This is a genomic window from Paenibacillus sp. FSL H7-0737 (assembly GCF_000758545.1).
Taxonomy (GTDB): Bacteria; Bacillota; Bacilli; order Paenibacillales; family Paenibacillaceae; genus Paenibacillus_AQ.
Genome location: NZ_CP009279.1, coordinates 1,123,864 through 1,147,692, shown reverse-complemented (window position 1 = coordinate 1,147,692; position 23,829 = coordinate 1,123,864). Strand labels below are relative to the sequence as shown.

General features: G+C 44.9%; 18 protein-coding genes. 5 read left to right on the top strand and 13 right to left on the bottom strand.

Annotated features, from left to right (window positions below; genetic code table 11):
- Position 1 precedes the first annotated feature (1 nt).
- Positions 2-949 (top strand): ATP-dependent DNA ligase, encoded by a 948-nt coding sequence (locus H70737_RS04965; RefSeq protein ID WP_042185255.1) that lies wholly within the window; start codon positions 2-4, stop codon positions 947-949.
- A 47-nt stretch (positions 950-996) separates the two neighbouring features.
- Here H70737_RS04965 and H70737_RS04960 read toward each other — a convergent pair whose 3' ends face one another.
- The 4 genes from H70737_RS04960 to H70737_RS04940 form a co-directional block, all read right to left on the bottom strand.
- Positions 997-1,803 (bottom strand): hypothetical protein, encoded by an 807-nt coding sequence (locus tag H70737_RS04960; RefSeq protein WP_042185253.1) that lies wholly within the window; start codon positions 1,801-1,803, stop codon positions 997-999.
- Between the two features lie 29 nt (positions 1,804-1,832).
- Positions 1,833-2,648 (bottom strand): hypothetical protein, encoded by an 816-nt coding sequence (locus H70737_RS04955; RefSeq protein WP_042185251.1) that lies wholly within the window; start codon positions 2,646-2,648, stop codon positions 1,833-1,835.
- 605 nt (positions 2,649-3,253) lie between these two features.
- The gene (locus H70737_RS04945; protein ID WP_042185247.1) at positions 3,254-4,444 is read right to left on the bottom strand and encodes a hypothetical protein; all 1,191 of its coding nucleotides are present in this window, start codon (positions 4,442-4,444) and stop codon (positions 3,254-3,256) included.
- Positions 4,408-4,989 (bottom strand): RNA polymerase sigma factor, encoded by a 582-nt coding sequence (locus H70737_RS04940; protein WP_042193362.1) that lies wholly within the window; start codon positions 4,987-4,989, stop codon positions 4,408-4,410. Before H70737_RS04940 ends, H70737_RS04945 begins: the two co-directional genes overlap by 37 nt.
- 143 nt (positions 4,990-5,132) lie before the next feature.
- Here H70737_RS04940 and ligD point away from each other — a divergent pair, with 143 nt between their 5' ends.
- A complete protein-coding gene (ligD, locus tag H70737_RS04935; protein WP_042185245.1) occupies positions 5,133-6,017 on the top strand; it encodes a non-homologous end-joining DNA ligase in 885 nt (294 codons plus the stop codon).
- A 237-nt stretch (positions 6,018-6,254) separates the two neighbouring features.
- On the opposite strand, the gene H70737_RS04930 is transcribed toward ligD, so the two are convergent.
- Together H70737_RS04930 and cls are read right to left on the bottom strand one after the other, a co-directional pair.
- Positions 6,255-7,094 (bottom strand): YitT family protein, encoded by an 840-nt coding sequence (locus tag H70737_RS04930; protein ID WP_231573468.1) that lies wholly within the window; start codon positions 7,092-7,094, stop codon positions 6,255-6,257.
- A gap of 240 nt (positions 7,095-7,334) precedes the next feature.
- Positions 7,335-8,765, bottom strand: coding sequence for a cardiolipin synthase (gene cls / locus H70737_RS04925; protein WP_081951041.1), 1,431 nt, complete (start codon positions 8,763-8,765; stop codon positions 7,335-7,337).
- Positions 8,766-8,973: 208 nt separating this feature from the next.
- Here cls and H70737_RS04920 point away from each other — a divergent pair, with 208 nt between their 5' ends.
- Both H70737_RS04920 and H70737_RS04915 read left to right on the top strand, forming a co-directional pair.
- Positions 8,974-10,092 (top strand): M23 family metallopeptidase, encoded by a 1,119-nt coding sequence (locus tag H70737_RS04920; protein ID WP_052404168.1) that lies wholly within the window; start codon positions 8,974-8,976, stop codon positions 10,090-10,092.
- Positions 10,093-10,132: 40 nt separating this feature from the next.
- Positions 10,133-10,582 (top strand): bactofilin family protein, encoded by a 450-nt coding sequence (locus tag H70737_RS04915; protein ID WP_042185241.1) that lies wholly within the window; start codon positions 10,133-10,135, stop codon positions 10,580-10,582.
- Positions 10,583-10,590: 8 nt separating this feature from the next.
- On the opposite strand, the gene H70737_RS04910 is transcribed toward H70737_RS04915, so the two are convergent.
- From H70737_RS04910 to H70737_RS04890, 5 genes are all read right to left on the bottom strand, one after another.
- On the bottom strand, positions 10,591-11,379 hold the full coding sequence (locus H70737_RS04910) for an ABC transporter permease (RefSeq protein ID WP_042185240.1): 789 nt from the start codon (positions 11,377-11,379) through the stop codon (positions 10,591-10,593).
- The gene (locus tag H70737_RS04905; RefSeq protein WP_042193356.1) at positions 11,372-12,283 is read right to left on the bottom strand and encodes an ABC transporter ATP-binding protein; all 912 of its coding nucleotides are present in this window, start codon (positions 12,281-12,283) and stop codon (positions 11,372-11,374) included. The genes H70737_RS04910 and H70737_RS04905 overlap by 8 nt, the downstream gene beginning before the upstream one ends.
- Positions 12,284-12,501: 218 nt before the next feature.
- Positions 12,502-17,097, bottom strand: a complete 4,596-nt coding sequence (gene gltB / locus H70737_RS04900; protein ID WP_042185239.1) for a glutamate synthase large subunit — start codon at positions 17,095-17,097, stop codon at positions 12,502-12,504.
- 364 nt (positions 17,098-17,461) lie between these two features.
- Positions 17,462-19,816 carry a YhgE/Pip domain-containing protein gene (locus tag H70737_RS04895; RefSeq protein ID WP_042185237.1) on the bottom strand — a complete coding sequence of 785 codons (2,355 nt, stop codon included), beginning with the start codon at positions 19,814-19,816 and terminating at the stop codon, positions 17,462-17,464.
- Between the two features lie 203 nt (positions 19,817-20,019).
- On the bottom strand, positions 20,020-20,595 hold the full coding sequence (locus tag H70737_RS04890; protein ID WP_179085738.1) for a TetR/AcrR family transcriptional regulator: 576 nt from the start codon (positions 20,593-20,595) through the stop codon (positions 20,020-20,022).
- Between the two features lie 267 nt (positions 20,596-20,862).
- Between H70737_RS04890 and H70737_RS04885 the strand changes: the two genes are divergently transcribed.
- On the top strand, positions 20,863-22,050 hold the full coding sequence (locus H70737_RS04885) for a UDP-N-acetylglucosamine--LPS N-acetylglucosamine transferase (protein ID WP_042185232.1): 1,188 nt from the start codon (positions 20,863-20,865) through the stop codon (positions 22,048-22,050).
- A gap of 69 nt (positions 22,051-22,119) precedes the next feature.
- On the opposite strand, the gene H70737_RS04880 is transcribed toward H70737_RS04885, so the two are convergent.
- Positions 22,120-22,803, bottom strand: coding sequence for a metal-dependent hydrolase (locus tag H70737_RS04880; protein ID WP_042185230.1), 684 nt, complete (start codon positions 22,801-22,803; stop codon positions 22,120-22,122).
- A gap of 74 nt (positions 22,804-22,877) precedes the next feature.
- Positions 22,878-23,768, bottom strand: a complete 891-nt coding sequence (locus H70737_RS04875) for a cell wall hydrolase (RefSeq protein ID WP_042185228.1) — start codon at positions 23,766-23,768, stop codon at positions 22,878-22,880.
- Between the last annotated feature and the right edge of the window lie 61 nt (positions 23,769-23,829).

Here is a 23,829-nt window from a genome sequence, read left to right as displayed (position 1 = left end):
GATGAAGCTTCAGCCTATTATTCCTTTTGAACCCATACTGGCTGGACAGCTTCCAGCAGGCAACCAGTGGATCGCACAGATTAAATGGGATGGCGTTCGCATGTTGTCCTATTACGACGGAAGCACTACTCAGCTTATTAACAGACGTGGAAATTACCGTACAGCGCAATACCCTGAGCTTACTGATGTAAATACTTATTGCAAGGCTGATTCCGTTATTCTTGATGGTGAAATCATTGCACTCAAGGACGGCAAGCCCTCATTTCACGAAGTTATGCGGAGGGATAGCTTAAAGAATGGCTCCACCATTTCCGTCGTTAGGTATCAGGTTCCTGTCATTTATATGATTTTTGATATTCTGTTTTATAATGGCCAATCGACGATGGATCAGCCTTTATTCTCACGGCAGCAGCTGCTAAACGATATTCTGCTGCCGCATCCCCACGTACAGGCCGTACCCAGTTATACCGATCCCACAGAATTATTCGCCGCCGCTCAGAGTCAGAGCTTAGAGGGAATCGTCTGTAAGGATATCAACAGTACTTATGCTCCCGGTGGAAAAGATAAACGCTGGCAGAAACGCAAAATCATTTCGGATATTACGGCAGTAGCCGGAGGTGTAACCTTCCGTGACGGCATCGTCAATGCGCTTCTTCTTGGGCTGTATGATGATAAAGGGAATTTGCATTATATCGGACATGCCGGGCCAGGAAAATTGACTGTACAGGATAAACGCGACTTAACTGCAGAGGTACAGCATTTAAAAATAGATCAAATGCCCTTTACAACTGATCCCCAGCGAGGGAAGGGTGCTTTTTGGATAAAACCGAAGCTTGTCTTCAAAGTTCATTTTTTGGAATGGAATACCTCAGGCACTCTGCGCCAGCCTGTTACTCAAGCTAGGGTAGATCTTCCCCCGGAATCATGCACTATGGAGCAAAAAGGATAAACCCTTTCCAAAAAAACGTCCTCCCGAATTTATCGAGAGGACATTTCTTATTGCGCTGTAAGACTCGTTACAATGGTCTCCAGCTCTGCTTTTGTCTGCGCAGTATTTTTCGTATTCGTAAGCGTATAATCAATACTTCCATCCGCACTGGACCATACAAGCTGGACTTTTAGATCTCCATGGTGAGGACCAAACACCGTGTAAACTGCTTCAACCCCGTTGATGGTCAAATTTTCATCCTGGTCACCAGGCAGCTGCGCTAAAGTAACTCCTTCCGGAAGTGTATATGCTGGAGCTGATTTTAGATTCAATCTCTCCCCATTTCGCAGATAAGTGATAGAGGTTTCTGTATCGCTCCACTTTAAGCTTTGTGAAATCACTTTTTTACCAGCAGCTTGTGCTTTAGCTTTCACCTGATCTCTGAGGGTTTTATACTCTGTACTGAAAAACTTCGGAAGCACTGGATTTAAAACGACATCCTGCAGCTTATATTCGTCTGGTAGAGCAACGGGTATCAGGAGTGAATTCCCAGTTAATGAAGATAGCTTCTGTGCTGCTTCGTTTATAGAGCTGAATCTGTATGGCATATAGCTTACACTCAAATCTTCCTCTGGATTAGATTTTTTGTCATTAACATAGAGAGCCTTAATTTCTCCCGTTTGTAGGGGAACAGCATATTCTTTGGCAATCAAATCCTTAATCGTTGGCGATACCGGTGGTGATTTCTGCTCAACCGGAACCGTACCTTTGCTTTTATTATTGCTCCTTGCAGGCACTGCGCCTGCTGTTCCACTTACCGCGCTCATTAACAGTAGCAGGCTCAAAACCGTGATGGCCGCACTTTTTTTAATCATCTTTATAATATCCTCCTTTAACCCCTTGGTTATTTGATCATGCTTTTAGCTACAGCCAACATTTCATTTGTCGTCAGTTTACTGACCCGATTGTCTGAAAGGGTATATTGTATCGCGCCTGATTTATCCAGCCACACTAGCTTAGTGTTGAAACTCGCTTCTTTAGCCGAATCAGTTGTAAGAATTACTTTCCTACCGTTGACCGTCAGTTCTTTCTTAGTTTCCGAAGCTCGTACAAAAGGCACAGCTCCTTCGGGAAGTTTGGCGGGCGGCACTCCAGTTACAATACTAAAATTGGCTTTTCCTTTGGCATACAGCTGCATAGACAAGTTCGTCTGGCTCCAGCTGATGATCTTGCTAAACAACTGTTTGTTGGGATCACCTGCCGCCGCTGCTGCCTTTAGTTCCTGCTCTAATTGCAAATACAGCTCTGAATCATTTGCTACAGACGGTGGATAAATGATGGCTGTCGCCAGAGCAAAGCCCTTAGGAAGGTTTCCAGGCTGTGGAGTAGCTGGACCCTTCAACGCTTTGAATTTAGCAGCAAAGGATTTGTAGTCTTTAAAAACAAATCCTTTGCCGGAGAAGCTGATCGTATCCTGTGGATTGGAGACTTTATCACGTACGTAGTAGGCCAAAAGCGTACCTTCCTTCAAGCTTGCTACGATCGCCTGTAATTCCTTTTGTGGATTCTGATTGGTTGATGCTGAAGTCTGCTGTTCTGCTGCCGCCGCGACCGAAAGAAACAAGCCAGGCGCAACCCCACTTACAACTACTCCTGTTCCTAACAAGGTTGCTGCCGAGAGTGCGATCAGTGTTTTTCTAAATGTATCATTGAGCTTCAAGTTCTAATCATCTCCTTCTAAAATGGTAAATGTAATCTCATCCTGTTTTTCAATTACACTTCTATAACACCTGAGCATGGGTAAAGGGGACATTTTCTCACAAAAAAAGAAGCTGTCCCAAGCAACCATCATGGCTTTTGGGACAGCCTCTTTTTTTGTTCTTAACATTACAAGTGACGCACCAAGTGATGCAATATGTGAAGCACCTATAGAGTAATTGGGGAATTTCTCCCTAAAATTCAGAGATTTCTGTTCATCGGACTTATAATTAGGGAAAACTTCCCTGAAATTTGGCCTATTCGGCAACGAATAAAGAAATTCCTATGATTATTAGGGAGGAATTCCCTGATTTCGTTCATTTAGAGCGAATATCGGTTATTTTTAGGGAGTTTTTCCCTAATTAGTTTAAAACAAGTAGATCACACATAGCACATAGCACATCGCCCACCGCCCCAACCAGTAGCATAGAACACTACGCGTGGCATATCGTCACATGGCACAGTAAAATCCATTACTTTTCCTATTCCATAAAAAAAGCTGCCTCCCAAGTAGATTTCACTACTTTAGAGACAGCTTCTCATAATGTACGGATAGAACAACAGTAGCTAGCGAATAAAACTATTGGCAATCGCTTGCCATTGTTCACGGGTTAAAATGTTATTCAATCCATCATTTAGACTACGAATCGTCTGGCTGGCTTCATCATACCAATACAAACGATTCTGAGAAGTCCAAGCCTGCGCCCCCTGCTCTGTACTCGCTGCGATAAAAACTGCTTCTTTACCATTACCTGTCATAGACCATTTTTCAGCAGTCTGCCCTTCCAAGATAGACACTTGCGTTATACCACCCATATAGACGCTCTGACTTAAGGATAGTTCAATTGTTTGATCCTCCTTATGGTAGGAAACCTCAGCGCTCTCTATGGCATTCACAGCGATCTTCTCCATAAACAGCTTTTGGCCTGTTTTATCGTCCTTAGCTTTCTTTTGAAATTGTTCAAGAACTTCTTTGTATTCCGTGTCTATCGACCCGTAAGGAGAAGCGGCTTTAAAAGTTGCTTGCTCGAATTCGTAACCATCGTCGAGTATGGAAGGCAGCTCGGGCCAGAAATCGCCAGCTACTTTTAATTCGTTTACGAAGTCCTGATATTTCGAATACACAGGAGGATTGAAAGCGAACTGCAATTGATTCCCATAGCCTAATCCTTTGACCAACTTAGTAAATTCAGTATCAATCACGTAATAGGCAGCCATTTCTCCGGGGTTCAAGCGGGCAAGCACCTGCTCATTATAAGTCGCTAATAAAGTCTGATACTTCTCAATCGCAGGAGAGGCCGTGGCAACAGGCTTACTATTATTAGTATGCACCGTCTGGACAACCACCCTTCCTCGGCTATTCACTAGGGTAATGGAACCATCCGAAGGTTTGATGATATCAATTGTAGACTGGCTACCATGCTCCGTTAAACCTCCAAGTCCAGACAGCTGAAGGGCACCAAATCCGATCATCCCCAGCAATATAGCTGCGGAGACCCCTGAGAAAATTCTTTTCCTAAATTTAGATGGAAGCGGGATAGTCTTCTCTTGCATCTGCATAACGGGATCTCCCGGTTCTCCGAATGACTCCAGCTCGCCTCTGAGGTTCGTCATTTCTCCGTCCATCGTTTTCTGTTGATCATAAATTGCCCTTACCCGCTTCATAACTGCTGCTCTTACATCTAGTTCGTCGCAGTTCCCCAATGCGTCCATTTTCTTTATCATTTTCTCTTCAACACAGCTTCGTTGCCCCACCATTCCGTCCCCCCTTTTTGAGCATTCATCATTTTGCCAAGCTTCGTAATCGTACGCCTGTATTTCTTCTTCACAGCATCAGTATTCTTATCGAGGATCTCCGCAATCTCCGGGAAGCTCTGTTCCTCAAAGATTCGCAGAACTAACAGATTTCGTTCATCTAATTTCAATTTCAAGAGGGCAAAGGTGAGATGTTCGTTAAATATGTAACGGTCCATCAACTGTTCCGGGCTTTCTGCAGGAGGATCCGGTTGAAAAAGCGCCATAATCTTCAAATGTCTTTGGCGTTTGCGGATCAGACTGAGGCAATGATGATAGGCAATTTTATATAGCCAGGAAGAAAAGCTCGCGATAGGGCGATATGTGCCTATATGCTGATATGCCTTCACTAGAATATCCTGTACCGCATCCTCCGCTTCTGTTCGACTCCCAAGTAGCCGGCAGCAATAGCGGTAAATCGGCTTTTGAAAAGCTTCGACGATAAGGGCATAGGACTCTACCTCGCCTGCCTGTACCCGAACGACGGTGTGTTCGATCCCGTCCAAAATCAGCAAACTCCCCTTTCACATAACCGTATAACCTTATAACTCTTATGATCATCCAAAAGGGACACTTTGGAAATATTTTTTTCATGAAAAGGAACAGACTGGCACATAATACCCTCATTCCTATAACAGAGAGGAGGTTCAGGATGCCAGCAGCCATCAAAGGCACAATTACTGTAGACGGCCAAGAGATAACCATCACCAACCCAGAGAAGCTGCTATGGCCGGATTGCGGGATTACGAAGCGGATCTATCTGGAAAAGCTCGCCGCCCTCTCTCCCTATCTGCTGCGTTATTGTCGAGATCGGCTGCTAACCGTAATACGTTATCCGCATGGTATCTCTGGAATGTCCTTTTATCAGAAAAATGCACCTGATCCTCTTCCAGCTTTTGTCCAGACCGCTGTTCACGAGAATATTAACTATATCAAGCTGCAAGGTTTACCTGAGCTGATCTGGCTGGGTAATCTGGCTGCTTTGGAGTTCCATCCTTCTTTGCATTATGTAGGTAGCGAGCTGCCTTGTGAATGGATGATTGATCTAGACCCGTCACGTGAGGTCGAGCCCCGTATCATGGAAGCAACTGCAATCGTAGGGTCGGTCCTAACCTCCCTTGGTTTATCCTCTGTGCCCAAAACCTCCGGGGCTACCGGGGTGCAGATCATCGTGCCTATCGAGACTGGCGTTACTTTTGATGGATTGCGAAAAATCGGACACTTTGTGGGTCGTTATGTCACTGAAAAGCACCCCGATTTATTCACCTTGGAGCGTCTGAAGAAGAATCGGGGAGATAAAATCTATTTTGACTACCTCCAGCATTACAGTGGCAAAACCTTAGCTGCACCTTACACACCACGTGCCAGACCGCTTGCTACAGTATCCACACCATTGCTCTGGAAAGAGGTTCAGCAAAACGTATCTCCTACTGATTTTCATCTGCTCAATATTGAGGAACGCCTGCAACAGATGGGAGATCTTTTGGAAAAAGTGCCACCGCAGCCCGTCAAACAACTCATTGCTAAGCTTCCATAGGGATGGAATGCCACGAATAATGAGCCTAAAAACAGCAATAAGCCCGCAGCATCATTTCATGCTACGGGCTTATCAGGCGTCCCACTCAAGGACAGAAGGTATATTGTATAAGAATACGGCATATCGAGTCTTGTTCACCGTATTTATTGCTCCATTATTCGTAAAAATACCTTCTTTCAGTTAATAGTACTAAAGTGCCAAGCTAAAACGCCTGCGGCGTCCTTTTAGGATGGTAAGCTAATGAATTGCTTTCTTCTTGAAACGGCCACCTTTAACATCATGAATGTTACCTATTGCGATGAATGCACCAGTATCCCAATCCTCAACAATGGATTTAAGCTTAGCTTCTTCCAAACGGGTAATAACCACGAAGATCACTTTCTTATTCTCCCCGGAAAATCCGCCTTCTCCATCTAAATAAGTAACACCACGTCCAAGACGTTCCGTCAAGGCTTCACCGATATCACGGAATTTATCACTAATAATCCATACCGATTTTGACTGATCCAGACCCTCAAGTGTAATGTCAATCACCTTAAATGCAATGTAATAAGCAATTAGTGAGAACATCGCATTATTCCAACCGAACACAAATCCAGCTCCGGATAAGATGAACAGGTTGAAGAACATAACAACTTCACCTACAGAGAAGGGAAGCTTCTTGGCTACTAGAATCGCAACAATTTCTGTACCATCTAGAGATCCGCCAAAACGTACAACTAGCCCTACACCTACACCAAGAATGATCCCCCCAAAAACGGCAGCAAGCATTGGCTCAACCGTAAAAGCATTCACATGATGCAACATTGAAGTACCAATAGACATAAGCACAATTGCATATAAGGTAGATAAGGCAAAGGTCTTACCGATTTGCTTATAACCGATTAACAAGAACGGAAGGTTTAACAGCGTCAATAAAATCCCCAGAGGAATGTCGAATAGATGTGATAAAATAATGGAGATACCGGTAATCCCACCATCAATCATTTGATTCGGTACGAGGAATATCTCAAGTGCAACAGCCATCATTGCTGCCCCAATGGATAACATGATCATTCGCTGCGCGAACTTAGCCATTTTATGTGTTCCGGTCTTCTGCAGCTTGTTCTTTTCCTCTTTGGCAATCATTTGTGGACTCACATTCATAGAACTCCCCCTACAATTTAACAATATAGTGTTGAAACATTCGGAAGTATAATTATAATCTATACTTTCTTACATTTCTTCTTATACAATTATTATATCACAAAATAAGCCCTAATAATGAATGGAACACGTTATATCCTTCGAAAAATTCAGATTTAGTCCTCTTTCCGCTCATAATAGCGGAGATAACAACTGACACAGCCCTTCACCGAGTTTGACAATTCGCCCTCTCTCCTTAAACTTTACAGGATCAATAAATTCACTGTGCTTTTGATCCTTCTCAAACCCTGTGACTAGAGGGGTTATAGCATCAGGATGTAGCAGCACAGCAGTCAATTCAAAGTTAGAATAAAAGCTGCGCATATCCAGATTTGCACTCCCCACTGTAGCGAGCAGATTATCGATAATCATGATTTTGGCATGCATAAATCCTTTAGTATAGCGGTAGAATTTCACTCCAGCGTCTTGTAAATTTTCTAAATAAGACAAAGAAGCATGATAGACAAGCACATTATCAGGCTTCGCAGGAATGATAATTCTTACATCCACTCCACGAAGTACTGCACTTTTCAAGGCCCGGCAGATGGCAGGATCAGGAATAAAATACGGTGAAGTAATCCAAATCCGCTGTTTAGCTGCACATAAGGCGGCAAAATACATCTCTTGAGAGGCGTCCATTGCAGCATCCGGACCACTCCCTACAATCTGCACGGCTTCTTGTGACTCACAATTATGTTTTGGGAACAGACGCGGATGGCTTGTGCTTTCGCCAGAGGCCAATCTCCAATCCTTTAAGAAGACATACTGAATATAATATACTGAGTCTCCTTCGAGACGCAGATGGGTATCACGCCAGTATCCCATTTTGAGATCCTTCCCCAAATAATCATCCCCTATATTCATTCCACCCGTGAAGCCAACGAGGCCATCTACCACCAGGATCTTCCGATGATTACGGAAATTAAAACGACGGTCTAACAGAGAACTAATCGGAGGTAAAAAAAAGTGGAACTCCACCCCAGCATTTCTCATCGTTCGAATAAACCTACGACTTAATTTATGACTGCCCAGACCATCACAAAGCAAGCGTACCTTAACGCCCTGTCGCGCCTTCCGAATCATAACATCTTGAAATTGCTCACCGATCTCATCATCACGATAAATATAAAATTCCATATGTATATGTTCTTTCGCTTCTTCCATAGCTTCCAGCATAGCATCATACGCTTCTCTCGCAGATGATAATACCCTGCTCTTGTTATGACCAGTAATTGGTCCTTCTGCGATCTTAGAAAGCAAACCCAATAGACCCTTATTATTCTCAAACTGAGCGTTCCCACTCTCAGTAACATCCTTTACTACCTTAATATTGCCAGAGACATGCGAACGAATTTCACGAAATAGTGTAGTACATCTTTTGTTTAATTTTCGATTCTGTCTATAATCACGGCCCAGAAAATAATAGAATGCCAGACCCAGCGGCGGACAACAGAATGAAATGAACAACCACGCCAAAGCCCTTTGCGGGCGACGAAACTCCATAAATACAATTACTGCGACCTGAATAATAAAAAGACTTAGAATTATCGCAAAAATCTTCAATTCCCTACCCCCTTCATTAATAAAACAGTTACCAATAGACTCGCTGCGACGATTCTATTACTGGTTTTGCCGTAACTCTCTTTCTTTATTCAAACAAACCGTTGTCATGTTCCTGAAAGATATGGAATACATAGAGTAGTAAGACAATTCGGGATGAGCCTAATGCAAGTAAGGTCGTTAGCTTCGTGTATCGTAAGGCGGCTGCCATATGCCGCAGAAAGGAGAAGCCATGAAGAGTCAGCCAGATCATAACCGGATTACGCTGCTCGTCGTAAGGGATGCCGGACGCCCAGTCAAACAACTCCAGATCTCCAAGCCACTTGCGTTCGCCCTGCCGGCAGCAGCAGCCCTGTCCCTCTCCAGTCTGGTCACCTCTATGCATTTCCATGCCTCGCAGTCGATCTCACAACTGGAAGCTGAGGCAGCCGCACTATCACTAACCAATCTCCGCATGGAAATGAAGGTCGCTGACAAGGATAAGGATCTAATGCAGCTTCGTACTCAAGTCAGCGAGCTATCAGAAGAGGCAGATAATATTAAAGACAAGCTGAAGAGTGTAAATGCGCTGGAACAGGAGTTGCAGTCTTTGATTAACAAAAGCAAAGGCTCCGCCGCTGAAACAAAAGAATCAAAAACGGGATCAACCGCTTCAAACTCAACCTTAGGCTTATCGAGCCGTAACGCTGTGCCAATCCCAAATGAGACATCTTCTAAAGCTACAATCACATCACAGGTAGGCGGAGAATATATCGCGTCTTATCAGAACGAATCGCTGAATCTAGTGGAGGAAACAAAAGACGATTTCGAAGAGATCCACGGTATGCTCGATGAAATGGTGGAAAGTATTACTCAAACTATCACTCTGGCGGAGCATGCGAATAACGTTCAAGCAAATCAACAGGCAAAAAAAGCTCAAGCTGAAAAAGCCAGACTAAATGCAGCGGTACTCTGGCCTACCGATTCTAGGGTCATCTCCTCAAGCTTCGGCTACCGAACAGATCCTTTCAAAGGCTTATCCGCGTTCCATTCAGGTGTCGATATTGCCGGGAACTTAGGCGATCCTGTATATGCCGCCTTAGACGGGGAGGTCGTTACCTCCGAGCAGATGGGTGCGAGAGGCAAGTATGTCGTGATCAAGCATTCGAACGGGCTTGAAACCTGGTATATGCATCTGCAGGCAATGAATGTATCTGCGGGAGACAAGGTTAATAAGGGGCAGAAGATCGGCTTGCTTGGAAACACTGGTCGAAGCACAGGACCTCATCTTCATTTCCAGGTAGTGAAGCAGAATAAAACTGTGGATCCATTGGATTATGTTAAACCCTAAACGTTAATGTAAAAATATATGAAATAGGAGGAATTTATACATGTGGAATAAGCGGCAGCAGCGTGCCACTATCAAGTCTACTGACTCTCTGATTGGGCATGGGGGTACGCTCGAGGGTAAAGTACATTGCGATACGAACCTGAGGATTGAAGGTACCTTTAGCGGAGAAATTATATGCAGTGGTGTTGTCACTGTAGGTGAGGAAGGCACGGTGCGCTCCAGTATTAGAGCAGAAGAGATCGTTATCGCTGGTAAAGTATATGGAGATGTTACCGCAGACCGTAGGCTCATTATGACCGGTACTGGCGAGCTGCACGGTAATATTTCTGCAGGAGCACTCAGTATTATGGAAGGCAGCCTGCTTAATGGGTCCATCGCCATGCAAGAACAGCCCACCTCTGAACAAGCAGGTGAGCTCAAAAGTAATACGAAAAAGGACAAGACAGCAAAACGTTCCTCCAAAGCAGAAGAAACGCTTGAAGCCGGTTAATCCTATTTTTATCCAGCAACGTCCCGTTTACGGAAGACAAACCAGGAAACTGCTAAGAATATAACATAATACACTGCCAGCACAGCAATGGAGAAGCCTAGTGTAGCACCACCTGGACCAATATCAGATCCCATGTAGACCCTTAGATCCATATGAGTGAAAATTAAATATCTGGCCCATTCGAACACATCCGGATTAAGCAAAGCAGCGAAAATACCTTGGGCAAACATGATAAACATAGATAACCCTATCGCCAATCCACTTGCACGGAATACGGAAGAGATCATAAAAGCAAGCGTAACCGTCAAGAAAAGAGTGACATAGCGACATAGGAGATCTATAAAGGAATACTCAGCAGGACTCCAAGCTGTAATCGAAGACAGTGTATCTCCAGTTGGTGAGGCGAAAATAAACGATGAAGCTAAACCAAAAACAATCAATACTGCAGTACAAAGCAAGCTAAACAACACAATGCTAATGTATTTCGAGAGCAAGATCTGGGAACGGCTCCACGGGCGAATCAGCAGCATTTTGATGGTTCCCCAGGTAAATTCGCCCGCTACGGAGTCAGCGGCTATAACAACAACGAAGATCGTATTCAGGAAGAATACAACACTCACTATCATTTGGAAACTGTCCCAAACGCCTAAGCGTGATGCAGGGTTATCCGTTGTGAAATACATAAGAGCCGGAAGAAACGCACTAAACACTGCTAGAATAATCAGCATAATCCATGTGCGAGCACGACTATATATCTTGATATTCTCATTATGTATCAACGCTGTAAAATTACTCAATTCCTTCACCTCCTGTAACCTCTAAGAATTGATCCTCTAGCGTACGGGCAAGTGATTTGATACTGTACACTTTAATCCCACCAGCCACTAGTCTGGCATTAAACTCAGCAATTTCTTCACGTGCCGCCTCAACTACAAGCCCACCGCTCTTTATAGTTCCTTGTCCAATGAGAGCAAGTGCAGCTTCGGCATCGTCAACCTCAAACAAGGTTTCTCCGATAGGCATTGTAACATTGCCTACCTCTTTTAGCTGTTTTACCTCAAGCAGTTGCCCATTCTGAATAATGGCTACACTGTCACACATGAGCTCCATTTCGGAAAGTAAATGGCTGGAGACAAATACGGTTGTTCCTTCTTCACGACAGAGTAGGCGCAGATAGTCACGAAGCTCACGTATGCCTTGTGGATCAAGCCCATTGGTTGGCTCATCTAGAACCAGTAGCTTTGGTCGGTTTAGTAGCGCCTGAGCTACTCCAAGTCTCTGACGCATACCTAGGGAATAAGTCTTCACTTTATCATGAATTCTTTGACCAAGCCCGACCAGCTCCACAACCTCATCAATCCGTTGCTTACTGACTCCCGGTACCATCCGTGCAAATTGTCTAAGATTCTGATACCCAGACAGAAACTTGTACATTTCAGGATTTTCTACAATAGCCCCAACACTTGCAATAGCCTCTTTATAATTATTTTTAATACTATGACCACTAATCAGGACATCCCCACTGCTAATGGAAATTAATCCCACCATCATTCGTATTGTTGTCGTCTTCCCTGCTCCGTTTGGTCCCAAAAACCCGAATATTTGACCCGGTGGGATATCCAGCGTTAAATTGCTCACCAGCGTCTTAGAGCCTATTTTCTTGGTAACTCCCTGCAGACGGGCAACAGGTTCAGACAGCATTTCTGTATTTGACACAGTATCACTTCCTTTCATTTACAAACAAGTTTACCATACAGTTTTTTTCAGAAAATTACAAAAAAGAAACAGTCTAACGTTGTTTAGACCGAGGATTCGATTCGATTTGAACAAAAAAGGGACCTGGCCTCCCGCAAACGAAAGAGTCCAAGTCCCTTATATCACTTCATTCAATATTACCTGTTTATTCAGAATGCAGTTATTTAGCCACCTACACGTGCAAGCTCGCGCATATTCGCTTCAAATGCAGCCATCAAAGCAGCCTCGCCGGTCAATCCGGTTTGCTCTACTTTGCGAATCTGCTCCATCATCCGTTTGTAATCCTTCGGAATAACACGAACAAACTTCGGCAAGCTATCTGCCCACTGATCCAATACCCGCGCTCCCGCCTTACTGCCTGTAAGCTCTACATGACGGCTAATCAGCTCGCGCAGCTCTTCGATCTCTTCTGGCTCTTCCACTCTCTCGAGAAGTACCATCTCGAGATTGCAGCGGCCGATGAAGGATCTCTCTGGATCGTAAACATAAGCGATACCACCGGACATCCCTGCCGCAAAGTTACGGCCTGTTTCACCAAGAACAACCACACGGCCTCCAGTCATGTATTCACAACCGTGGTCACCCACACCTTCTACAACAACCTTCGCTCCAGAATTACGAACGGCAAAACGTTCACCGGCGATACCGTTGATATAAGCTTCTCCAGCTGTTGCTCCGTAAAATGCAGTATTTCCGATAATGATATTGTCCTCAGCTGCAAAGGTAGCTTTTGGAGATGGTTTGATAATAATCTTACCACCCGACAGTCCCTTACCAACGTAGTCATTGGAATCGCCTTCCACCGTAAGTGTGATCCCCTTAGGCACGAATGCACCTAAGCTTTGACCAGCAGAACCGGTGAAATGAAGACGAATCGTATCATCAGGCAAGCCGGCTGCCCCGTATTTACGTGTCAGCTCGCTACCAAGGATGGTTCCAACGGCACGATTAACGTTCGTAATCGGTAACGATGCTTCTACAGCCGTTCCTGATTCCAGTGCAGGTGCAGCCAGATCCAGCAGTTTAGAGACATCAAGCGTCTCTTCCAGACCATGATTCTGACGTTTACTGCAGAAGCGTGTGCTTCCCTCTGGCATTTCCGGTACATGCAGCAGACTACTCAAATCTACGCCCTTCTTCTTCCAATGCTGCGAAGCTTGAGCAGCGTCTAAGCAATCTGTACGGCCAACCATCTCTTCAATCGTACGGAAGCCAAGACTCGCCATAATTTCGCGTAAATCCTGTGCCACAAAGGTCATAAAGTTAACTACATGCTGTGGATCACCCGTAAAGTTCTTACGAAGATCTGGATTTTGTGTCGCTACACCAACCGGACAAGTATCCATTTGGCAGACACGCATCATGATACAACCCACAGCTACTAACGGAGCAGTAGCGAAGCCATACTCTTCAGCACCTAGTAATACAGCTACGGCTAGATCGCGACCGCTAAGCATTTTTCCGTCTGTTTCCAGTACAACGCGGTCACGCAGATTGTTCAGCATCAACGTCTGATGCGTTTCGGCCAAACCAAGTTCCCATGGAAGACCTGCATGACGAATGGAGTTCATCGGAGATGCACCTGTACCCCCGTCATAGCCACTTACCAGGATAATATCAGCGCGCCCTTTGGCTACGCCAGCAGCAATCGTACCTACTCCGACCTCAGAGACGAGCTTAACATTAATATTTGCACGTGGATTGGCATTCTTCAGATCGTAGATCAGCTCTGCCAAATCCTCAATCGAATAAATATCATGATGCGGTGGAGGTGAAATCAAGCCCACACCAGCTGTTGAACCGCGCACTTCAGCCACCCATGGATAAACTTTACGTCCTGGAAGCTGTCCGCCTTCCCCTGGTTTAGCACCCTGAGCCATCTTAATCTGGATCTCATCAGCGTTAACAAGGTAGTTAGATGTAACTCCAAAACGTCCGGAAGCTACTTGTTTAATCGCACTGCGACGGGAATCGCCGTTGCTGTCCGGGATATAGCGGGCTGGATCTTCTCCGCCCTCACCAGTATTACTCTTACCACCGATCCGGTTCATTGCAATAGCGAGGGTCTCATGCGCTTCCTTACTAATGGAACCAAAGGACATCGCACCCGTCTTGAACCGTTTCATAATGGACTCCACTGGCTCTACTTCTTCTAATGAAATCGGTTCATAAGCTGACTTGAACTGCAACAAGGAACGAATTGTCAGATGCTTCTCACTTTCACCTTGAACAAGTGCAGCATATTTCTTATACAACTTATAATCCCCACTACGCACGGAGTGCTGAAGCAGATGAATGGTCTGTGGGTTGAACAAATGATCTTCCCCATCGTTTCGCCATTGATAATCACCACCGGAATCAAGCACTTTATCATTTCCGTCTTTTTCCGTGAAAGCACGGTTATGATGGATAAGTGCCTCGGTTGCTACTTCCTCCAGACCAATACCGCCAATGCGGGAAGGTGTCCAAGTAAAGTAACGATCCACGAATTCCGAGTTCAGACCCACAGCTTCAAAGATCTGCGCGCCCCGGTAGGATTGAATAGTCGAAATCCCCATTTTGGAAAGAATCTTAACTACGCTCTTAGTCGCAGCTTTAATATAGTTCTTCACAGCCTTCTCATGCGAGATTCCCCGCAGTAAGCCTTGGCCGATCATATCATCCAAGCTTTCAAAGGCCAGATACGGATTGACTGCACTCACACCATAACCAAGCAGAAGTGCATAATGATGGACTTCACGAGGTTCACCGGATTCAAGCAAAATACTAACTTTTGTCCGTGTTCCTTGCCGGATCAGATGGTGATGCAAGCTCGATACCGCAAGTAGAGCAGGAATCGCAGCATTCTCACGGTCCACACCGCGGTCCGTCAGAATCAGAATGTTATGACCTTTAGCCATAACGCGATCAGCAGCCTCGTTCATACGCTCAAGTGCGATACGCATTCCTTCTGCTCCGAGCTCAGCTGGGAAAAGAATCGGAATAGACATCGACTTGAAGCCTGCACGACGAACATGACGAATTTTAGCAAAGTCTTCATTCGAAAGAATCGGTGTGTGCAGCGAGATTTGGCGACAGCTTTCTGGTTCTGGTTTAAGCAAGTTACGCTCTGGTCCAATTGTAGTCGTAGTAGAGGTAACCAGCTCTTCGCGAATAGCATCGATTGGTGGATTCGTTACCTGAGCAAACATTTGTTTGAAATAGTTATATAGACGCTGCGGACGGTCTGAAAGCACAGCGAGCGGCGCATCATAACCCATGGAACCTACAGCTTCAGCGCCAGTAGATGCCATTGGTTCAAGCACCTTGCGCAAGTCCTCAAAAGTATAGCCGAACGCTTGCTGCAGCTGCTGCACATTGTCATGCTTAGGATTTGGTAGCTCAGGCGCATCTGGAAGCTCTTCGAGACTGATCAAATGCTCATCCAGCCACTGGCGGTAAGGCTTCTCAGTGGCGATAGCCGATTTGACTTCCTCATCGGAGATAATACGGCCTTCCTTCGTATCCACGAGCAGCATGCGTCCAGGCTTCAGGCGGTCTTTATATAAGATGTCCTCTGCTGGAATGTCCAGTACACCCGCTTCGGAGGATAGAATAATCATGTCGTCCTTTGTTACATAATAACGAGCAGGGCGCAAGCCGTTACGATCCAGAATAGCGCCGATTTGCACACCATCTGTAAAGCCCATTGCAGCAGGTCCGTCCCATGGTTCCATCAAAGTGCTGTGGTATTCGTAAAAAGCTTTCTTGTCGGCGTCCATACTGTCATGATTGCTCCATGGTTCAGGAACCATCATCATGGCTACTTGTGTCAAGGAGCGTCCGCTCAAATAAAGAAACTCAAAGGTATTATCGAACATTGCAGTGTCCGATCCATCCGGGTTTATAACAGGTTTGATCTTACTCAGATCTTCGCCGAACACTTCACTCTTGAACAGCGACTGGCGAGCATGCATCCAGTTCACATTTCCGCGCAAGGTATTGATCTCACCATTGTGGATCATAAAGCGGTAGGGATGCGCACGTTCCCAGCTTGGGAAGGTATTCGTACTGAAACGGGAGTGAACTAACGCGATTGCTGATTCCAGCTCTTCGTTCTGCAAATCCAGGTAGAATTGTCCGACTTGTTCTGTAGTCAGCATGCCTTTGTACACGATCTTACGACATGACAAGCTTGGGATATAGAAGGCTTCAGCCTCTTCTACACCACCGTAGCGAATCGCAAGCTCTGCACGTTTGCGGATGACATAAAGCTTACGCTCAAAAGACAATTCGTTCGTAACCGAGGCCGAGCGACCGATAAACACTTGGCGCACAAAAGGCTTTGCAGCCTTCGCAGTTTTGCCAAGCATTTCATCATAGGTAGGTACATCACGATAGCCGAGTACTTCCTGACCTTCTTCAGCAATAATTTTGCTTAAGAGAGCCTCATGTTGAGCCCGAACTTTCTCGTTATGAGATAGAAAAATCATACCTACGCCATAATGGCCTTGTTCCGGCAAAGCAAAGCCAAGCTTCTGGGCTTCACTAACAAAGAAACGGTGCGGAATTTGAAGCATGATACCTGCTCCGTCACCAGAGTTGGGTTCGCTACCTTGTCCGCCACGATGCTCCATATTAAAGAGCATTGTTAAAGCGTTACTAACAATATCATGGGACGGTTTGCCTTTAATATGGGCTACAAATCCCATGCCGCAAGCATCTTTTTCGAACTGGGGATCATACAGGCCCTGTTTTCCGGGCAGTTCAGTGTGTCTCATCGAACGCAACCTTTCTATTATAAAGTATGGCGTAATCTTTGGAAAATTTTTCAGATTAAAATTTTAATAATTATTCAAGCCAGATTAGTGCTATTATTTTATCACCAGGGTGACAACAGCGCAATTTAAACTTTTTTATGATGCTGATTAACATTTCTTTTTGCGACACAGCTTTAGTGGACAAAAGTTTAAAAAAACTCATCTATGTATAATTATGCATAAATGACGCATAAGAACTTATGCAATGAAAGCGTTTCAAGAATTTTCATCACCCTTGAATGTTTGCAAGAAAAAGGGTTCTATGATTTAAACTCAAAAAAAAGCGCCTCCCGGAGGAGACGCTTTTTAATTACTTTTTTTCAAATTATACAGTCATAGCTTGTTCACTGTTCATTCCAGCTTCATTGTCCCGACTGCGGGTCATGAAGTAAGCGAAAGTAAGAGCAAGGAACCCAAGACCGAAGATTGCAAGAACACCTACGTCACTCCACATTGCACTGAAGTCCCCTGTAGAAATTACTGATTTAAGACCACTAACTGTGTAAGTCATAGGAAGCAGTGGGTTAAAGAATTTCATCCAGTTCGGGATCAATTCAAGTGGGAATGTTCCGGCACTAGTTGTTAATTGGAAAATAAGAATAACGATAACAACAAAACGTCCCGGTTGATCCAACCAAGTAACAATGGATTGAACTACCCATGTGTAAACTAGACTAGTCAAGAATGTAAATAGGAAGAATAGCGGTACACTTTGTACTTCTAGTCCAAGTCCGTACAATACAACCACAGCAGCCAGCATAGACTGGATAAAGCTCATGATTGAGAACGTAAGCGTACGGCTGATAAAACGATTCATACGGCTTGCGCCTATTACAGCTGATTCACGCATTGGAATAACAATTGTAGAAATCAGTGCACCTACGAACAAACCAAGAGATAAGAAGTAAGGAGCAAACCCTGTTCCGTAGTTTGGTACATGATTTACAACTTGATCCTCAATCACAACCGGTTGTGCGAACATTTCCATCATTTTATCTGACTTATTCACGCTGCCTGTTTTTTCAGCAGCATCGCTAAGCTTAGTTGCCAGTTCTGTTGATCCAGATTTCAGATCATCCATACCATCTTTCAGCTCGCCTGCACCGTCAGCCAGTTTTTTCGAACCATCTGCTACAGCACTGATACCGGAACCTAGTTCGCCTACACCACTTAGCAGTTTTGAGGTACCATCGCCAAGCGCTTTACCGCCTTCAGCCAGCTTGCTGCCTCCAGCTGCAGCTTCTTTAAGCTTCGCACCAAATTGTTGCATCCCTGCATTCAGCTTATTGCCACCTGTTACAAGTGCAGATGCGCCTTGTGCCAGTTTTTGCTGTCCTGTCAAAAGCTGTGTGCTACCAGCATTTAATTGCTGTGCTCCATCATGCAACTGAGTTACACCAGCAGCTACCTGCTGTGAACCTGAGTGCAGTTGAGTTGCACCTTGTGCCAGTTGCTCTTGCCCACTGTGGAGTGCAGTAGCACCCTGTGCCAGCTGCTCTTGACTTTGTTGCAGTTGCTCACTACCTTGTGCAACAGCTGCACTAGCTGCTAGGAGCTTCTGTACGGCCGGATTCTGTGCCAACTCAGGACTAGCCTGTGCCAATTGCTGCAAGCCTTGAGCGACCGCTTTAGCGCCCTCAGTAACCTTTGTGCTACCTTCTGCGGAAGCCTGCAAGCCTGCCTCCAGCTTCGCGCTGCCATCTACGGAAGAGGTTAGACCTGCTTCCAGCTTCGCGCTGCCGTCAACTAAAGATTGTGTTCCTGCTTGTAATTTAGTAGTACCATCTACAGCAGACTTCGTACCTGCTTGAAGCTGTGTGGCACCTGTTACAGCTTGCTTCAAGCCGTCACTAAGCTGTTTACTGCCGGCAGCGCTTTGTGCAACGCCATCTTGAAGCTGTGTATGAGCAGCCGACAATTGTTGCAAACCGCCTGCCAAAGTGCTAGAACCCGTTTGAATTGCAGTAGCACCTGAATTTAAATCAGACACACCTTTAGTAAGTGGTTCTACACCATTTTGAAGTTTACCTGTACCATCTGTCAGTACAAGAAGATTATCTTTCAGCTTCAAGGCTCCGTCATCTAGCTTACCAGCGCCATCTGCGATCTTGGAAGCTCCATCTCCCGCCTCGCCCAATCCATCAGAAACTTCTGTAATCTGATTGAATACAGACTCCACATAAGCCTCTGTTACCTTAGCGGATACTTTAGATTTAATTTCTGATACAGCCGTTCCACCGATCTGTCCGGCCAGGAAGTTGTAGCCTTCATTTGGCTCATAAATAATTTTTGCCGGTTGTGGTTCATCATCCAAAAGCGTTGTTGCTTTAGCAGAGAAGTCTTCTGGAACAATAATCGCCATATAATAGGTATTGTCCTTCATTCCTGCTTGCGCTTCTTCTAGTGAAACAAAGTTCCATTGAAAGCCATCGGTTACCTTAAGCTCTTCAACCAGATCATCTCCGGCCTGAAGTTGTTTTCCTTCATAATTAGCACCGACGTCTTGGTTGACAACAGCAACCGGTAACTCATTCATCTTGCCATACGGATCCCAGAATGCCTTTAGGAAGAATCCGCTATACATCACCGGAATAAATAGGATGGCAATCATCGGAATCAGCACCTTTGGATTTCTCAGTGCTGCGCCAAGATCCTTGGTAAATACGGATAATGATTTCATTCTGGTTCTCTCCTTATGAGCTTATGCTCTCTTTAAAATGCTTTGTTTGCGAAATATTACGTAACACTAGATGACCGTTTTCCCCATCTGGTCAATTTAGGGGATAAAAAAACGCCTTTCGGCTCTTCTTCAATGCCTAAAACAGCTTGGAAATTGTTAAGGGAAAGCAATCTGATCACGCCATCCCTATCCTGAATCAACGCTTACTGTGCCAGTCCTTCGGCGAGAAACAAATGAAAGTACATCTTGATCTGTTCCTTGTCCAAGGGAGTATGTGTTTTATTCAGTTCAGCAGTCAATACAATATATAGCCTGAACATGACTACAGATACGATTTTAGGATCGCAAGGTTTGATTTCTCCCTTTTCAAGGGCTTGTTGCACCTCCCGTTCTAAATATTCTAAAACTAAGTTCTCGATCTTCTCGAGCCCTTCTCCTGCCTGCGGCGTTCCGAATTCGCGACTCTCCTGGGAAAGCTTGATGAATAGCTCCTGCTCACTTCGAAATTCCAGCAGGGCATCCAGCACACGATGCAGGTTATCAAAGAAAGGTCTGTCTCGCCTGATCTCGCGATCAGCAATCATCTTCATTTCTACCATCATATCGCGCAGGATCTCATCAAACAATTGCTCTTTGTTTGTAAAAAAGGTGTAGATGGTTCCTTTCCCGACATTTGCGATCTTAGCAACCTGATCCATGGTAGTCGCCTTATAGCCGAATAATGAAAATGATTTTGCTGCGGCCTGAAGCACCTGCTGTCTTCGATCCACCACTGCCACCTGTGCCCACTTCCTTTCTCCAGAAAATATCATTACCGCTGACTATCTGACCACTTTACTAATCCGGTCAATTGGTCATTCATTACTTTAACATGTAGCTTTGCAGTTTGCAATACTTTAGAAAATCTTTTATTTTTTTATTTATTGCAGGGTTTTAACTTTCTATTTACGTCTTATTTGTATAATGTGAGTAGAGAACAGTTTTCCCTCATCTATTTAAGAAGAAATTCCGCATTTCTATTGAAAAGGAAAGTAGCAGGTGAACTTATGCGAAAGAAAAGAGTACTGCTGTTTTCGGAAGGCTTCGGTACGGGCCACACAGGAGCAGCCTATGCTCTGGCCGAAGGAATAAAGCTGCTGAATCCGGATGTCCAGTGCCGAGTCATCGAGCTAGGTAAATTTCTTAACCCGATGGTCGCCCCATGGATTCTTTCCGCTTACCGAAAAACAGTTAGCAGCCAGCCTAAGCTGGTCGGCATGATGTATAAGACACAATATCATAAATCATTGAACCCGTTGACTAAGATGGCACTTCACCGGATTTTTTATACACATGCCTCTCAAGTAATCGAGCAGCTAAAGCCTGATTTGATTATTTGCACACACCCCATTCCGGCCGCTGTCATTTCCAGACTAAAGCGTCGTGGATTGGAGGTCCCGCTGTATACGTTAATTACAGATTATGATGCACATGGTAGCTGGGTAAATTCCGAGGTCAACCGATATCTCGTCTCTACCCCACGTGTCAAATCTATTCTAACAGGCCGAGGGATTGCTCCTGAGCTTGTAACGGTCACCGGCATACCTGTCCATCCGAAGTTCTGGGAACGGTCCAACAAGACGCTGCTCCGCAAGGAACTAGGTCTAGCCGATATCCCTACTGTACTCATCATGGGTGGAGGCTGGGGACTGATGTTCGGCAAAGAGATTATGAATTCACTCACAGCCAGAATGGATAACATCCAACTCATCTTCTGTATGGGCAGTAACGAGAAGCTTATAACCAAAATGAAGTCCAATCCAAGGCTTAATCATCCTAACGTCAGGATTCTTGGATATACCAGTGAAATCAATAAACTTATGGATGCTTCCGACCTTCTAATCACAAAGCCTGGCGGTATGACCTGTACCGAAGGTCAGGCTAAGGGAATTCCAATGCTCTTCTATAAAGCTATTCCAGGTCAGGAAGAGAAAAACTGCCAATATTTCGTAGAGCTAGGACTAGCAGAGGTACTTGACTGTGAGGTAGTGAACAAATGGTTCTCTATGATGCTTCGTGAGTATTCTGTTCTCGAAGAGCAGCGTAAACGCCGTCTAGCCCCTGATAAACATCAACCGCAAAGTTGCGCGACTACCGTTCTGCAGATGTTAGGCAACCCCGCAGACAAAACAGCTGATATCAGAGGAGCAAGATCTCAAGCCCGAGGCGAAGAGCCTGTGTGCATTACACCATAAAAAAAAGCAGGTAGCCAGGGAAATTCCCGGCTATCTGCTTTTTTTGTATAGACATGTAATCAGGATTTATTAAATTTCTATACTTTCACCAGCTTTAAGCGGGAATCCCTCTATCCCCTCTTGTCGCAGACGATCACAGAAATCCATAGCATCCTGAGCAATATCCGGAAATGTATTGTAATGAAGTGGTATGACCTTGTCCGCTTGAAGCCAGCGCGCAGCAAGGAGCGCATCATCCGGTCCCATGGTCAGCATATCACCAATTGGCAGAGCCGCCAAATCAATCGCAGTTCTTTCACCAATCAGACGCAGATCGCTGAATAGTGCGGTATCGCCTGCATGAAATAACGTCTTCCCCTCAATCGTCAATAAAATACCTGCGGGCTGTCCAGCATAAATCCAAACGTCGCCTTCCTGAATCGATGAGGAATGAAACGCCTGAGTATATTTAACGGTAATGGCATCATAAATATGACTGCCGCCTATATTCATATGTTTAACCTTGGCACCCTTCATTCGGCAGTATTCTGCAAGCTCAAAAACAGCAAAGATCGGACAATCATTCTGTTTGGCAATTTGCACAGCATCACCTAAATGATCCGAGTGACCGTGAGTCAGCAGGACAGCATCTACAGTAATGTCATCAGGTGAAATACCGGAGTTCGGATTTCCTGACAAAAAAGGGTCAATAATAACTTTCGCTTGCTCTGTTTCTACCAGCAGCGCTGAGTGTCCGTAATAAGTGATCTTCATGACAATTCTTCCACCTCCAGGGTTATATAGTCTAGTTTACCCTATAAATAGCTGAGGTTCACAGATAAGGTCAATTATTTATAAAACGTATGATTACCAATGGTCTTCACATACTCCTGCGAATGATGTACGGTAAGATCCTGCGCAAGCTTAAGTGATAGGAAAAAATAAGTACTATCGGGAACTTCCTTCACCCCAGAGAGCGCTGCGTTCACCGCTTTAATACTATCATCATTAGGCTTGACACGTTTAAGACGCCCGTTAGCTACAGGACTGAATTGATGCTTTTGATAAATGACCTTATATATCGTGTCGGGGAAATTGGCTGACCGTAGCCTATTCAGAACAACGTTGGCAACTGCCACCTTGCCCTGGTACGGTTCACCTTCCGCCTCTGCCATTACAATTTTTTGTAGCAGAAGCAGTTCTTCTTCGGATACTGCGTAGCGCCGGGTTGCTTTACTTTGCTGCTCCTGGCTTAATAGCTCGGTCCGAGAGAAGTATAATGTTGTGAGGGGATTTTTCTGAGATGCCGAGACTGTCTTAACTACAGTCTGAGCGCTCTTTTTCGCTGTCGCTTTCTGCGCAGCTGAATTAGATTGTGCCACATCAGCCTTTACCCGAACTATGGAAGCCTGCGATGTATTTTGTGGCTTTATTTTATTCTTACTAAGCCATTCCACACTCTGCTCTGGTTTCCAAGTGGAACTGAACAGGTTAACTGTGCTGTAAAGCTTATTCATTTGTGAAACTTTTGTAGAGCCCCTCGTCTTACTAGATTTTGATTCTTCTTGCAAATAATTAATTACTGATGCTCGGCTGGTGGATTGCAGCTTATCCATCTGCAGATTATCTATTTTCCCCTCGGCAACCTGATTAGGCTGCATTAAGCTTATGGCAGAGAAACACACTAGTATAACGCCAACAAGCAACGCGATACAGCGGTTTTGTTTAAAGATTAACATGATATTCCTCCTATTTCACGGCACATTCCTATTGTATGTAACCGAAAACGGAAGCTTTGAA

Excerpts from the sequence above, each read along its gene's own strand:
- H70737_RS04965 (WP_042185255.1), top strand. The coding sequence starts at position 2 with ATGAAGCTTCAGCCTATTATTCCTTTTGAACCCATACTGGCTGGACAG.
- H70737_RS04960 (WP_042185253.1), bottom strand. The coding sequence starts at position 1,803 with ATGATTAAAAAAAGTGCGGCCATCACGGTTTTGAGCCTGCTACTGTTA.
- H70737_RS04945 (WP_042185247.1), bottom strand. The coding sequence starts at position 4,444 with ATGGTGGGGCAACGAAGCTGTGTTGAAGAGAAAATGATAAAGAAAATG.
- ligD (WP_042185245.1), top strand. The coding sequence starts at position 5,133 with ATGCCAGCAGCCATCAAAGGCACAATTACTGTAGACGGCCAAGAGATA.
- H70737_RS04930 (WP_231573468.1), bottom strand. The coding sequence starts at position 7,094 with ATGGCTAAGTTCGCGCAGCGAATGATCATGTTATCCATTGGGGCAGCA.
- H70737_RS04920 (WP_052404168.1), top strand. The coding sequence starts at position 8,974 with ATGCCGCAGAAAGGAGAAGCCATGAAGAGTCAGCCAGATCATAACCGG.
- H70737_RS04915 (WP_042185241.1), top strand. The coding sequence starts at position 10,133 with ATGTGGAATAAGCGGCAGCAGCGTGCCACTATCAAGTCTACTGACTCT.
- H70737_RS04905 (WP_042193356.1), bottom strand. The coding sequence starts at position 12,283 with ATGCTGTCTGAACCTGTTGCCCGTCTGCAGGGAGTTACCAAGAAAATA.
- gltB (WP_042185239.1), bottom strand. The coding sequence starts at position 17,097 with ATGAGACACACTGAACTGCCCGGAAAACAGGGCCTGTATGATCCCCAG.
- H70737_RS04895 (WP_042185237.1), bottom strand. The coding sequence starts at position 19,816 with ATGAAATCATTATCCGTATTTACCAAGGATCTTGGCGCAGCACTGAGA.
- H70737_RS04885 (WP_042185232.1), top strand. The coding sequence starts at position 20,863 with ATGCGAAAGAAAAGAGTACTGCTGTTTTCGGAAGGCTTCGGTACGGGC.
- H70737_RS04880 (WP_042185230.1), bottom strand. The coding sequence starts at position 22,803 with ATGAAGATCACTTATTACGGACACTCAGCGCTGCTGGTAGAAACAGAG.
- H70737_RS04875 (WP_042185228.1), bottom strand. The coding sequence starts at position 23,768 with ATGTTAATCTTTAAACAAAACCGCTGTATCGCGTTGCTTGTTGGCGTT.